The organism is Paenibacillus sp. GQ49 (genome assembly GCF_059759055.1).
Map to the genome: position 1 here is coordinate 448,390 of NZ_JCAXEL010000003.1, position 13,195 is coordinate 461,584.

11 protein-coding genes are annotated in these 13,195 nt (G+C 48.5%); 10 read left to right on the plus strand and 1 reads right to left on the minus strand.

What is annotated here, in order from left to right; translation table 11 throughout:
• Positions 1 to 9 precede the first annotated feature (9 nt).
• From argJ to argH, 6 genes are all read left to right on the plus strand, one after another.
• Complete coding sequence (gene argJ / locus AC6CIF_RS09035; protein ID WP_498199147.1) at positions 10 to 1,248, plus strand: bifunctional glutamate N-acetyltransferase/amino-acid acetyltransferase ArgJ; 1,239 nt, start codon at positions 10 to 12, stop codon at positions 1,246 to 1,248.
• Between the two features lie 390 nt (positions 1,249 to 1,638).
• Positions 1,639 to 2,421, plus strand: coding sequence for an acetylglutamate kinase (gene argB / locus AC6CIF_RS09040; protein ID WP_498199212.1), 783 nt, complete (start codon positions 1,639 to 1,641; stop codon positions 2,419 to 2,421).
• A 409-nt stretch (positions 2,422 to 2,830) separates the two neighbouring features.
• The gene (locus tag AC6CIF_RS09045) at positions 2,831 to 4,084 is read left to right on the plus strand and encodes an aspartate aminotransferase family protein (RefSeq protein ID WP_169479733.1); all 1,254 of its coding nucleotides are present in this window, start codon (positions 2,831 to 2,833) and stop codon (positions 4,082 to 4,084) included.
• Positions 4,085 to 4,281: 197 nt separating this feature from the next.
• Positions 4,282 to 5,247 carry an ornithine carbamoyltransferase gene (gene argF / locus AC6CIF_RS09050; RefSeq protein WP_047840650.1) on the plus strand — a complete coding sequence of 322 codons (966 nt, stop codon included), beginning with the start codon at positions 4,282 to 4,284 and terminating at the stop codon, positions 5,245 to 5,247.
• 93 nt (positions 5,248 to 5,340) lie between these two features.
• A complete protein-coding gene (locus AC6CIF_RS09055; RefSeq protein ID WP_017692004.1) occupies positions 5,341 to 6,576 on the plus strand; it encodes an argininosuccinate synthase in 1,236 nt (411 codons plus the stop codon).
• Positions 6,577 to 6,682: 106 nt separating this feature from the next.
• Positions 6,683 to 8,086: an argininosuccinate lyase gene (gene argH, locus AC6CIF_RS09060; protein ID WP_498199214.1), complete on the plus strand. Its 1,404-nt coding sequence runs from the start codon at positions 6,683 to 6,685 to the stop codon at positions 8,084 to 8,086.
• A gap of 206 nt (positions 8,087 to 8,292) precedes the next feature.
• On the opposite strand, the gene AC6CIF_RS09065 is transcribed toward argH, so the two are convergent.
• A complete protein-coding gene (locus tag AC6CIF_RS09065) occupies positions 8,293 to 9,081 on the minus strand; it encodes an alpha/beta hydrolase (protein ID WP_498199148.1) in 789 nt (262 codons plus the stop codon).
• 274 nt (positions 9,082 to 9,355) lie between these two features.
• Here AC6CIF_RS09065 and AC6CIF_RS09070 point away from each other — a divergent pair, with 274 nt between their 5' ends.
• The 4 genes from AC6CIF_RS09070 (at position 9,356) to AC6CIF_RS09085 (ending at position 13,066) form a co-directional block, all read left to right on the plus strand.
• Complete coding sequence (locus AC6CIF_RS09070; protein WP_498199149.1) at positions 9,356 to 9,979, plus strand: YhbD family protein; 624 nt, start codon at positions 9,356 to 9,358, stop codon at positions 9,977 to 9,979.
• Positions 9,980 to 9,993: 14 nt separating this feature from the next.
• A complete protein-coding gene (locus AC6CIF_RS09075) occupies positions 9,994 to 10,722 on the plus strand; it encodes a polymer-forming cytoskeletal protein (RefSeq protein WP_340912484.1) in 729 nt (242 codons plus the stop codon).
• A gap of 34 nt (positions 10,723 to 10,756) precedes the next feature.
• Positions 10,757 to 11,440, plus strand: coding sequence for a hypothetical protein (locus AC6CIF_RS09080; RefSeq protein ID WP_498199150.1), 684 nt, complete (start codon positions 10,757 to 10,759; stop codon positions 11,438 to 11,440).
• A gap of 72 nt (positions 11,441 to 11,512) precedes the next feature.
• Entirely contained in the window at positions 11,513 to 13,066 is a 1,554-nt protein-coding gene (locus AC6CIF_RS09085; protein WP_498199152.1) for an MFS transporter, read from the plus strand.
• Positions 13,067 to 13,195 lie beyond the last annotated feature (129 nt).

A 13,195-nucleotide genomic window follows, 5' to 3' on the forward strand; every position in this document is an offset into this window, starting at 1 on the left:
GGATATGATATGGGAACGAATGTGGAGCAACAGACTTTTACCGTGGTTGAGAACGGAACAATTGTAACTCCTGGGGGGTTCACTGCGGGTGGACTTCACTGCGGATTGAAAAAAACATCTCGCAATGACATTGGAGCGATCCGCTGTGATGTACCGGCTACAGCTGCTGCTGTATACACGACCAACGTGTTTCAGGCGGCGCCACTCAAAGTAACGCGCGAAAGCTTGAGCAATGGACGCCTTCAGGCGGTCATCGTTAATAGCGGCAACGCCAATGCATGTACAGGGCAACAAGGTGAAGAAGATGCTTATGCGATGCGTTCAGCCGCTGCGCGTGAGTTGGGTGTGGCAGAAGAGGACGTTGCTGTGGCTTCCACAGGTGTCATTGGTGAATTGCTCAAGATGGATGCTGTACATTCAGGCATCAAGGCGCTTCCGGAGCAACTGGGCAAGGAATCGAATGAGGCGGAACAATTTTCACAAGCGATTCTGACAACGGATTTGGTGAAAAAGGAAGCCTGCGTCTCCGTTAAGGTTAACGGCAAGACGGTTACGATTGCGGGAGCCGCCAAAGGCTCGGGTATGATTCATCCGAATATGGCGACAATGCTCGCTTTCATGACCTCTGACGCGGTCATTGGTGCAGAAGCGTTGCAGCGCCTGCTGCGTCAGGCAACCAATCACACATTTAACATGATTACCGTCGATGGAGATACGAGTACGAACGACATGCTGGTAGCTATGTCCAGTGGATATGCAGGCAATGAAGAGCTGACGATGGAGCACCCGGATTGGGACGCTTTTGCAGCTGGATTCACCTATGTATGCCAAGTGCTGGCCAAAGCCATTGCTCGTGATGGTGAAGGAGCAACCAAACTGGTTGAGGTAGAAGTTACAGGTGCAGTGAGTGATGAATCCGCGCAAGCGATCGCCAAAACCGTCATTGGTTCCAGTCTGGTGAAATCCGCCATGTTCGGCGCTGATGCCAACTGGGGACGGATTATTGCAGCCGTAGGGCGTGCAGGACAGCCGGTGAACCCGGATACCGTGGATATCCGTTTGGGAGAGATCTCGGTACTCGCGCAGTCCCGCCCAGTCGTATTCGACGAAGAAGTGGCACTGGCGTATTTGCAAACTGATACGGTTCGCATTGTGGTGGATCTGCACCACGGCGAAGGAACAGCAACAGCCTGGGGCTGTGACCTGACGTATGACTACGTACGAATTAACGCAGCATACCGCACGTAATAAGTCTTTGGGATAAAGGTTTTGCGAAACAGCTGTCTTCTATTGTGAAGCTGTTTCGTGAGATGTTTCAAAAATTATCAATAAAATTTAAACTTGTTGTTTGGTGTTGAACATATAGCGATAGTAATGGAGAAGACGGAATTGATTCTGCAGAAGCGGAGCGGTCGCCTTTGTCTCCGGGTATTCCCCTATATAGGGATAATTCAAGAACCTGGAGACAACAGCGATCGAAAGAACAATCCGAATTCGGAATGGACTCCTACCAGCCTTTGTTACCTTATAAAATGTTATATTTTTTTGAATGTAATTTTTACTATGAAAGGAGTTGTTCTCTTGAATTCAACATTGCCAAATGATAGTACCGCAACGGAAGCGGGTACTGAGAAGCAGATGTTTGTCATGAAATGTGGAGGAAGTACGCTCGCAGCGTTGCCTGAATCTTTCTTTGCGGATCTGCGTGATTTGCAGTCTCAGGGTACGCAGCCGGTAATCGTACATGGCGGAGGTCCTGCGATCTCAGATAACCTGGCGAAGCTTGGTATCGAAACCGAATTCGTTAATGGCCTGCGCAAAACAACTGAACCTGTGCTGGACGTAGTGGAGATGGTGCTTGCGGGCAGTATCAACAAACAGATCGTGCGTCTGATTCAACGTGTGGGCGGTCGTGCACTAGGCTTGTCCGGCGTTGATGGAGGTCTGATTCAGGCGAAGCCCGTATCGAACCACGCAGAGATCGGTTGGGTAGGCGATGTCACTGGTGTGAACGCAGAGATTATCCAAGGCATCGTGAACATGGGTTATATGCCGGTTATCGCACCAGTTGGCGTAGATGCAACTGGACAACGCTACAACATTAACGCAGATACAGCTGCGGGTGCAGTGGCGTCTCATCTCGGCGTAAGTCGGATGATTGTCGTGACAGACGTTCCTGGCATCATGAAGAACGTAGGCGGCGAGAAAAAAGTACTGCCATCCGTATCTGTACAAGAGATTGAGGACATGATCCAGACCGGAGAAATCTATGGCGGCATGATTCCGAAAGTACGTGCAGCTATCGCTTGTATTCATGGTCAAGTACGTGAGGTCGTCATCGTAGACGGCAGCGAACCCCAAATCCTAAGCCGAGTGCTCGGCGGAGAAATCATCGGAACAAGAATCATCCGTATGCAATAATTTGCTCTCAGTGTGCTAGGGTCTTAATAGTCTTATATTAAATAAAAAAATATGTGCACAGCTTTTTTATATAAGAAATCTAATATTACACTCACATATCGTAGGGTGCAGAACCAATCTGAAGAATAAAAATGCATAACGGAGAGGACAGAAATAACCTGAAGAAGCGGAGCTAAAAGCTTTCTGAAAGAAAGCTACTTCGTAAGCATCATCTCGCCTTTATCACAGGATTTTCCCCATTGAAGGGGAATAAAAAAAATCCAGGGATAACAGCGATCGGAAGGTTGTTCTGTCATCGAAGTGGAGTATGCATACGTTCGGAAGATGGTTCCGCAATCGGAGTGATCTAGTGTAAATAAGAGCTCTTATATAATTGCCGTTGCACCAACCAATAAGGAGTGATATGGTCATGGCAAAAGGCAACGAACAGCCAGGTTCTGGCACAGCGGTAGCGGGCGCAACAGCAACAGGTGCAGCGGCACAGACGGAAAGCTCGCTTTTCCAAACGTATGCGCGTTATCCAATCAGTCTGGTTAAAGGTAAAGGCAGCTGGTTGTGGGATGATCAGGGGAACCGTTATCTCGATTTCATGTGCGGACTCGCTGTAACTAGCCTGGGCCATGCACCGGAGAAAGTTGGAGCCAAGCTGAAAGCTCAGATTGATGAGTTGTGGCATGTGTCCAACCTGTTCCAGATTCCGGGCCAGGAGAAAGCAGCAGCATTGCTGACAGCCAATACATGCGCTGACGCAGTGTTCTTCTGTAACAGTGGTGCTGAAGCGAATGAAGCGGCTATTAAAGTAGCCCGTCGTTATCACCAGAAGGTGAAAGGCACAGATCGGTATGAAGTGATTACCTTTGCCCAATCCTTCCATGGACGGACGCTTGCAACACTGACAGCAACTGGACAGGATAAGGTGAAAGAAGGATTTTTGCCATTGCCAGCCGGATTTGTAACAGTACCTTTGCACGATATTCCTGCACTGGAAGCGGCAATTGGACCTAATACGGCAGCTATTATGCTGGAGATGGTTCAAGCCGAGGGTGGTGTATATCCAGTCGAACCGGAATTCGTCAAACATGTACGGAAATTGTGTGACGAGCACGGTTTGCTTCTGATTGTCGATGAAGTACAGACTGGAATGGGACGTACAGGCAAACTGTTTGCGCACGAGCACTACGGCATTGAGCCAGACGTGTTCACTGTTGCCAAAGGTATCGGCAGTGGTTTCCCTGTGGGAGCGATGCTGGGTAAAGGCTTCTTGCGGGATGCGTTCACGCCAGGCAGTCATGCGACAACATTTGGCGGAACACCGCTCGCTTCATCCGTTGTCATTGCGACAATTGAAACGATGCTGGAAGATCGTTTGCCAGAGCGTGCAGCGGAGATGGGTGAATACCTGATGAGCTCCCTGCGGAATCGTCTGGCGGGCAATTCCTTTGTGAAGGAAGTTCGTGGCTTGGGATTGCTGGTCGGCATCGAATGTGCTGAGCCGGTAGGTGATATTGTGCTTGCTGGGCAAAAACGCGGTATTTTGTTTGTCTCCGCAGGACCGAATGTGATTCGTTTGCTTCCGAACCTGTATGTGAGCAAAGAAGAGATCGACGAGGCGGTATCCCTGGTAGCCACATTGATCGAAGAGCACGTAGCGGCGAAAGCCTAATATAAAAATGAGAACCTTTCTGTCTCGAGGCCATTACCGGCCTCGAAGCAGAACGAGATGATGAATCCCTGTAGCCGCGCGGTGAACCTGCAGAAGGTGGAAATGAATAAACTTGAGAAGCATCCAAACAAAGTGTCAACGTTGCTCTCTTCTGCCCATGCGGGTGCAGGGAACCGGAAATAAGGAGGACATTATACATGACAGCACAACAGACGGAAAAGATTCAAAAGATTGATCTAAGAGGCCGGGATTTTATCGAATTCACGGACTACACAGCCGAGGAGATTCGTTATCTGCTTGATCTCGCGATTGAGATTAAAGGCAAGCAAAAAAGCGGTGTACCTTTTCAACCGTTGAAAGGCAAAACGATCGGACTTATTTTTGAAAAATCATCTACACGTACGCGTGTATCCTTTGAAGTGGGTATGTTCCAATTGGGCGGACACGCGCTCTTCCTGAGCAAAAATGATATCCAGCTGGGTCGCGGGGAAACAACACATGATACAGCGAAAGTATTGTCCCGTTACCTGGACGGCATCATGATCCGTACCTTTGGACACCATAATGTAACTGAACTGGCAGAGCATGCGGATGTTCCGGTCATTAACGGCCTGAGCGATGCAGCGCATCCTTGTCAGGTCCTGGCAGACTTCCAAACGGTGCTGGAGCACAAAGGCAAGCTCGCAGGTCTGAAAATGGCCTACATCGGAGATGGCAACAACATGGCGCACTCCCTGATGCTGGGTGCAGCGAAGATGGGTATGCATGTTGCTGTAGCAACGCCAGAAGGCTATGAGCCGGATAGCGCAGTTGTGGAGCAGGCGCGCATTATCGCACAGGAGAGCGGTTCTGAAGTGACTGTAACGTACAGTGCACAAGAAGCAGCGAAAGATGCAGATATCGTGTATACGGATGTATGGGCGAGCATGGGCTTTGAGGAAGAGCAGAAGATTCGTGAGCAGGCATTTGCGGCATATCAAGTGGACGAGGAACTGATGAAAGGCGCGAAGCCAGACTACATGTTCTTGCATTGTCTGCCAGCACACCGCGGCGAAGAAGTGAGTGCCGGTGTAATTGACGGACCGAACTCCCTGATCTTTGATCAGGCGGAGAATCGCTTGCATGCACAGAAAGCATTAATGGCTGCATTAATGAGCGAATAGCTGCTATTTCATTGAATGGGTTGATTTTAGGCGCAGATTTCGCGATGATAGATAAAAGTTTATAGCAACTGATCTTGGGGAGGACCATCGAACATGGCTAAGGAAAAAATTGTACTCGCATATTCAGGCGGGTTGGACACATCTGTAATTTTGAAATGGTTGAAAGAAACATATGATGCAGAGATTATCGCATTCACAGCGGATATTGGACAAAAGGATGAACTGGATGGTTTGGAGGAAAAAGCACTGGCAACAGGCGCTTCCAAAGTATACATTGACGATCTACGCGATGAGTTCGCAAAAGATTTCATCTATCCGATGTTCCAGGCTGGCGCCCTCTATGAAGGACAATACCTGCTTGGTACAAGTATCGCTCGTCCACTGATCGCTAAACGTATGGTGGATATCGCTCGTGCAGAAGGTGCTACAGCCATCGCTCACGGCGCTACAGGTAAAGGTAATGACCAAGTTCGCTTTGAGCTGAACGCGGCTGCGCTGACACCAGACATTAACGTAATTGCACCTTGGCGTCTGGAAGAATTCCGTAACCAATTCCCGGGACGTGCCGAGATGATTGCTTACGCTGAAAAACATGGCATTCCGGTAACCGCTTCTGCGGCTAAACCGTACTCGACAGACCGTAACTTGCTGCATATCAGCTATGAGAGCGGTGTTCTCGAAGATCCTTGGTTCGATCCAAGCGCGGACGAGAACAAAGACATGTTCCTGCTGAGCAGTGCACCTGAAGATGCACCGGATCAAGCGGAATATGTTGAACTGGAATTCGAACAAGGTGACTGTGTTGCACTGAACGGTGAGCGCCTGAGCCCACTGCAAGTGATGGAGCAACTGAACGAGCTGGGTGGCAAACATGGTATTGGCCGTGTAGATATGGTTGAGAACCGTTTTGTTGGTATGAAGAGCCGTGGCGTATACGAAACACCAGGTGGAACAATCTTGTTCACCGCACATCGCAAAATGGAGTCCATCACGATGGACCGTGAAGTGATGAACCTGCGTGACAGCCTGATCACACGTTACAGCACACTCGTTTACAACGGCTTCTGGTTCGCACCGGAACGTCTGGCGCTGCAAGCGCTGGTGACTGAAAGCCAGAAAAATGTAACAGGTACGGTTCGTGTGAAACTGTACAAAGGCAACATCATCGGCGCAGGCGTGAAAAGTCCTGTCAGCCTCTACAATCCGGACATCGCAACGATGGAAGCTGATCCAACGCAAGCCTACGATCAAGGTGATGCAACAGGCTTTATCCGCCTGAATGCATTGCGTTTGAAAGTAAACTCCGGCGTGGAGCAAAACAAAAACTAATTTCAACCTGCATACTAGAGCTACATCAATATAAATGACAAGGCAGGCCGTTCTTGCACATCTGGCAGGAGCGGCTTTGTCCATGAGCGAAAGGGGAGTACTCACTGTGAGCAAGCTGTGGGGAGGACGTTTTACAAAACAAACCAATCATTTGGTTGAGGAATATACGGCATCGATCAATTTTGACAAAGCTTTGGCTGAGGAAGATATTCAGGGCAGTCTGGCTCATGTAACGATGCTGGGCAAATGCGGCATTCTGCCAGCGGAAGATGTAGAGACCATCAAAGAAGGATTGATCACCGTTCTGCACAAAATCCGTGCGGGCGAAGTGGAATTCTCCGTATCGGACGAAGACATCCACATGAATATTGAGAAAAACCTGATCGAGACGATTGGTCCTGTAGGCGGTAAATTACATACAGGCCGTAGCCGGAACGATCAAGTTGCAACGGATATGCACTTGTACCTGCGTGAGCGCGTCGTTGGATTTGTAGGCATGCTGCATTCCTTGCAGGAAGCACTGATTGGACAAGCAAAAGATAACCTCGATACCATCGTACCGGGTTATACGCATCTTCAACGGGCACAGCCAATTCTGTTCGCCCATCACCTGATGGCGTATGTATCCATGTTCCAACGGGATGCGGAGCGTCTGATGGACAGTTACAAACGCATTAATATCCTGCCACTGGGCGCAGGTGCGCTCGCGGGCACAACATTCCCGATTGACCGTCATTTTGTGGCGGAACAACTGGGCTTTGATGGGGTGTACGAGAACAGTCTGGACGCAGTAAGCGACCGTGACTTTATCGTTGAGTTCCTGGCAGCCGCTTCGCTGATCATGACTCACTTGTCCCGTCTGAGTGAAGAGTTGGTGCTGTGGAGCAGCACAGAGTTTGGGTTCGTTGAACTGGACGATGCGTTCTGCACAGGCAGCAGCATTATGCCTCAGAAGAAAAACCCGGACGTTCCTGAACTCGTTCGTGGTAAAACAGGACGTGTGTACGGCAACCTGATCGGTTTGCTGACGGTACTAAAATCTCTTCCACTGGCATACAACAAAGACATGCAGGAAGACAAAGAAGGCATGTTTGATACAGTAGCGACGCTGGAGGGTGCACTGCAACTGTTTGCTCCGATGATCGCGACAATGACAGTGAACAAGGATCGGATGCGTCAAGCGGTCAACCAGGATTTCTCCAATGCTACGGATATTGCTGACTTCCTCGTGGGCGAAGGCTTGCCTTTCCGTCAGGCGCATGAAGTGATTGGTAAAACGGTGTTGTACTGCATCCAGAACAGCAAGTATTTGCTGGATCTGACGATTGATGAATTCCGTCAGTTCTCACCGTTGTTTGATGACCGGATCTATAATGTGCTGCAACCGGAAGCGGTTGTGAACGCGCGTAATGTTTACGGCGGGACAGCTTCGGGTCAAGTTGCTGAAGCGATTGGACGCAGTGAGAAGGTACTGGAGATCACCGAGCAATGGATTACGAACCGCGGTTAATATCACCGCTACTATAAGGTACCCTTACAGATACAACAGTACAACAAAGAAGCAGGCCAGAGAACTTTGTTCTCAACGGCCTGCTTCTTTGTGTTTTACAGCGATGTGCTCTAGATATATTGAACTCAACCGCGTACGGAAGGTAGGTTGTTTTACTATCGGAGTACCAGTTTAGTTACTCGCGGTAGCTCCATTGCAATTCTCCACTAATCGCGCTTTTGTAAAGGCAACCATTTCAATACATCCTGAATCTTGGCATCCCAGTAGCCCCACTCATGTTCACCAGGCCCTTCCTCGTACGTCAGTTCGAAGTTCGTCTGTTCACAGGCATGCCGGAAGGTTTGATTATCCTCATACAGGAAATCTTCCGTTCCGCAACATTGGTAGAGCAAAGGTCGAGGACTTTCGCTAGATTGATTTTCTTTTAACAGATGGATTAGATCGTTCTCTGTACCTGTCACCTCGGGTCCGAAAATCCGCTGTAACTCCGTCTGTTGTAATGCTGAGGATGCATTTCTATCCATATGTGCAGACATGTCGAGTGCTCCAGACAGACTGGCAGCTGCAGCATATTGATCTGGTTTACGAAGGGCCAGCTTGAACGCCCCATAGCCACCCATGGATAATCCGGCAACGAAATTGCCCTCCCTTTGATCTGACAGCGGGAAGAAAGAACGAGCAAGTGCCGGCAGTTCTTCACTGATAAAACTCCAATAACGTCCGCCTTCTACCATATTGGTATAGAAGCTGCGATGTACCTGTGGCATAACAACAGCGATCCCGAGGTTTGCTACATAACGTTCGATGGAAGTCCGGCGCAGCCAGATGGAATCATCATCAGACAGACCGTGCAGCAGGTACAGGGTTGGGTGCAACCCTTTGCCAGTCACATTCTCCATACCGATCTGATTGTGGGTTTGTTGCGGCAGAATGACATGCATGCTGGTGCTAAGCCCAAGCGTATCCGAGTAAAAATCACATTTAATAAGTGCCATGAGTATAAGAAACCCCTTTCATAAGTTTGTTAACCACGTGTTCTGACATGAGACGATGGGATGAAAATCGGATGCCTAGGCCTCCAAAGTGTTTATATGTAACAGGTTATACGCATTATGCTTCCATTGCAATAACAAGATCTATAGTAGAAAACAAAGAATTTCACACCAGTGGTTAAAGTGGAAATCTGTAATCTGATCATCGATTTTTCAATGCGGTTTACAACGTAACAATGTTATGTTACACTCATTTCAATAAAAAGGGGGACTATATATGACGGATGATTTGATCTCCAAGAAAGAATTGTTGGACCTGACAGGAATCTCATACGGCCAGTTATACCGTTGGAAGCGGAAAAATCTCATTCCGGAAGAATGGTTCATTCGGAAGTCTTCCTACACCGGACAAGAGACCTTTTTTCCCAAACAACAGATATTACTTCGCATTGACAAGATTCTCAATATGAAAGACGGATTATCGCTGGATGAGCTGGCAGACGTGTTCTCACCTACGTTGGGTGAAGTAGAGATGTCTGCACAGCAACTATTAGAGCGAAACATTGTTTCACAGATCTCGCTGGATCTGTTAAAAGAAGCAGGTCGAGAACAACCGTTGTATGTTTTGGAGCAGATTATGATGCTCTACGTCCTTGATAAGCTGTTAATGAGCGGAGATATTACTCGGCAAGAGGGTGCTTTGCTGATCGAAGTGATGTCCGAACATTATTATCGTTTTACAGGCAAACCCAGCGAACTCGTGCTTATTCGTAAGATGGGTGTTCCTTCATTCATGCTGGTAACAGCAGGAACGGAGTTTTATTTTGACAATGGTGTGAAAGTGGTTCTTAGGCAGCCGATGGGAACATTTATGGAAGAATTAAAACTCAAATTGGGATAAGGAGAGGATCATCTATGGAAGAACGAAATAAGCGGAATGATCTGAATGTGGCGGGCATAAGTCAAACGGCAGGCGGGAATTTTCACCGTGTATCTATTGATGGCATGGCTAAGGTGAACGGCAACCTGGACTGCACCTCTATGGAAGTAAATGGAACATTGAAGATGCACGGCGCTTTGAGCTCCGAGAGTGCAACGATTAACGGCATGTGTACGTTGAACGGTCCTTTGACCAGTTCTCGTGTTCGGGTGGATGGCATGACGACGATTAACGGAGATCTCCATAGCCCTGAGCTTGAAGTGAACGGAAAGTGTACCGTACGTGGAAGAGTGGATGGGGAACGAATTGATATTGGCGGTGTGATCGATATTGAAGGGGATGTCCAATGTGAGTCCCTGAATGTACGGGGCAATATTAAGATCAGCGGCTTACTGAATGCGGGAACAGTGGAGATCAGGCTGCATACATCTTCTTCGGCTAAAGAGATTGGCGGAGAGCGTATCGATATTCGTCGCAAGGAACAACAGAATGGATTTTGGAAAAGTATTGGTCTGGGCGGGACCCCTTCTTTTAAGACATCCTTAATTGAGGGTGATGAGATTGTGCTGGAAGATACCGAAGCTGACATTGTTCGGGGGAGTAACATTTTTATCGGTCGCGGCTGTAACATCAGGCTTGTCGAGTATTCAGGTGAACTTGAGATAGATCAGGATGCCAAGGTGGGCAGCAGTCAGCGAATTTAAAGTTTGGATATGGAGAGAAAGGGATGGGATCGAAATGAATAACAATCCTGGGCGTTCATTGGACAAAAAAATGGATATCAGCATCGTTGGTGATGGCAGTTCTTCTGGTGGCGTGTACGGCAAGATCAAGGTCGTAGGGGACGCGTCCTTTAACGATAATCTATCTTGTGATCGATTCAAATGTACGGGTACATCAGTCATATACGGATCGCTTGAATCCACAGATATTAAAATTACCGGCACCCTTACTCTGAAAGAGCGAGAGACCAGCAACGATGTTGAGGATGGAATCCAGGCATCTGGCCTGCATGCCAAAGCTGAGCATATAAAAGTGGTCGGTGAGCTTCATCTGTCAGGGGATTGTCAGGCGGAAAATATCAAGCTGAACGGACGATTGACGATGGCGGGGATGCTCAGCGCTGAACACATGACGCTCAAAATCATGGGTCCATCAGAGGTCAAGGAAATTGGTGGTTCCATCATCTCGGTGAAGAGTGGCCGGTTGAATGACTTGTTTACGGGGAATAAATCAATTCTCAAAGCACAGATTATCGAAGGTGATGATATTGAATTAGAGAATACGGAGGCCGAGATTGTCCGTGGCGATAAAATAAAAATCGGTCCTGGCTGCCGGATTGGTACAGTGGAACACCGTTCATCTCTGCAAGTTCATCCGCAATCGGAAGTTTTGCTGCAAAGCAATCGGTCTCTGGACTGATTAACGCAGACTTCCTTTCGGATATACTAATGCAGTCATATGAATAGAGCGTGAATGGAGAGATTGAGTACAATGGTTGCACGTAAAAACAGTATTGGATTGGTGCTGGCAGGGTTACTGCTCAGCATACTAATGGCCTCGATGGATAATACCATCGTGGCAACAGCTATGGGGGATATTGTCGGGAAATTGGGTGGGCTCGACAAGTTCGTCTGGGTTACCTCCGCGTACATGGTGGCTGAGATGGCGGGAATGCCGATCTTCGGTAAGCTATCGGATATGTATGGCCGGAAGAAGTTTTTTGTATTTGGTATTATTGTGTTTATGCTTGGCTCGGCACTGTGCGGAACGGCAACGTCTATTGTGGAATTGACGATGTACAGAGCGATTCAAGGTATTGGTGCAGGTGCCCTGGTGCCGATTGCATTTACGATTATGTTTGATGTTGTTGCACCAGAATCACGCGGCAAATTGGGTGGATTGTTTGGAGCGGTTTTCGGCCTCTCCAGCGTATTTGGACCCCTGCTCGGTGCTTACATTACCCAGTATGCGACATGGGAATGGGTATTTTATATCAACCTGCCACTCGGCTTGATTGCATTTGTGTTTATTGCGTTCTTCTATAAAGAATCCCATCAGCATCAATCTCAACAGATCGACTGGCTGGGTGCGGTAACGCTAATCGGTGCCGTTGTCTGCCTGATCTTCGGTCTGGAACTGGGCGGCAAAACATTTTCCTGGGGTTCCTGGCAGATTCTTGGCTTGTTTGCCGGATTCGTAGCACTAGCGCTGCTGTTCCTGTTTGCAGAAACGAGAGCCAAGGAACCGATCATCTCCTTCGGCATGTTCCGCAACCGTGTCTACTGGTCCAGTAACGTCATTGGTATGTTCAGTGGTGCGGCGTTCATTACAGCATCCGTGTACATTCCGATCTTCATACAGGGAGTACTTGGTGGTAAAGCGACCAACTCCGGTCTCGTACTTTTGCCCATGATGCTGGGGTCTGTTGTGACGGCGTCCTTGGGCGGAGTGTTGATGACCAAAATCAAGTATCGCAATATCATGATCCCTACGTTGGCCTTACTTGTCATTGGACTTGGATTGCTGACTACGCTGGATGAGAATTCTTCCCTTTGGACGATACGTATCTACATGGTGATGGTTGGTCTTGGTGTCGGTGCTTCGTTCTCCGTACTTAGCAATGCAGCTATGAATGCGTTTGAACCGCAAAGACGCGGAGCAGCAAGCTCCACACTTAACTTTTTGCGGTCCCTCGGTATGACGATGGGCATTACGATCTTTGGTATCGTACAGAGCCAGGTGTTTACGCGCAAAATGAACGATGCCCTTGCTGGTTCAGCTACGGAAGCAGGCGGTGCTTCAGCGGGCGGTATGCCTCAGGGAGTGAATCTGACCGATCCACATGCATTGCTGTCACCAGAACTCAGACAGGCGATTCCGCCTCAGGTGCTTGACACCATCACACATGCACTGTCTTCTTCCATCGTCCAGTTATTCGCCTGGGCTGTGATTCCAGCTGCACTCGCGTTGGTCGCTTCCTTCTTCATGGGAAAAGAGAAGATGGTCGTAGGCGAAGAGCAAGGTGAATACACAGGCGGACACTAATCCGTTATGCAGTAAACTGTAAGTTACGTATAGCAGCTAATCGTAGTTCATTACAACTCGAATACCTATCTTAAAACATGGAAAGACACACTTCTGGCGTATCCTCAAAAGGGACGTGAAGTGTGTCTT

Excerpts from the sequence above, each read along its gene's own strand:
- AC6CIF_RS09055 (WP_017692004.1), top strand. The coding sequence starts at position 5,341 with ATGGCTAAGGAAAAAATTGTACTCGCATATTCAGGCGGGTTGGACACA.
- argF (WP_047840650.1), top strand. The coding sequence starts at position 4,282 with ATGACAGCACAACAGACGGAAAAGATTCAAAAGATTGATCTAAGAGGC.
- AC6CIF_RS09070 (WP_498199149.1), top strand. The coding sequence starts at position 9,356 with ATGACGGATGATTTGATCTCCAAGAAAGAATTGTTGGACCTGACAGGA.
- AC6CIF_RS09085 (WP_498199152.1), top strand. The coding sequence starts at position 11,513 with ATGGTTGCACGTAAAAACAGTATTGGATTGGTGCTGGCAGGGTTACTG.
- argB (WP_498199212.1), top strand. The coding sequence starts at position 1,639 with ATGTTTGTCATGAAATGTGGAGGAAGTACGCTCGCAGCGTTGCCTGAA.
- AC6CIF_RS09045 (WP_169479733.1), top strand. The coding sequence starts at position 2,831 with ATGGCAAAAGGCAACGAACAGCCAGGTTCTGGCACAGCGGTAGCGGGC.
- argJ (WP_498199147.1), top strand. The coding sequence starts at position 10 with ATGGGAACGAATGTGGAGCAACAGACTTTTACCGTGGTTGAGAACGGA.
- AC6CIF_RS09075 (WP_340912484.1), top strand. The coding sequence starts at position 9,994 with ATGGAAGAACGAAATAAGCGGAATGATCTGAATGTGGCGGGCATAAGT.
- AC6CIF_RS09080 (WP_498199150.1), top strand. The coding sequence starts at position 10,757 with ATGAATAACAATCCTGGGCGTTCATTGGACAAAAAAATGGATATCAGC.
- AC6CIF_RS09065 (WP_498199148.1), bottom strand. The coding sequence starts at position 9,081 with ATGGCACTTATTAAATGTGATTTTTACTCGGATACGCTTGGGCTTAGC.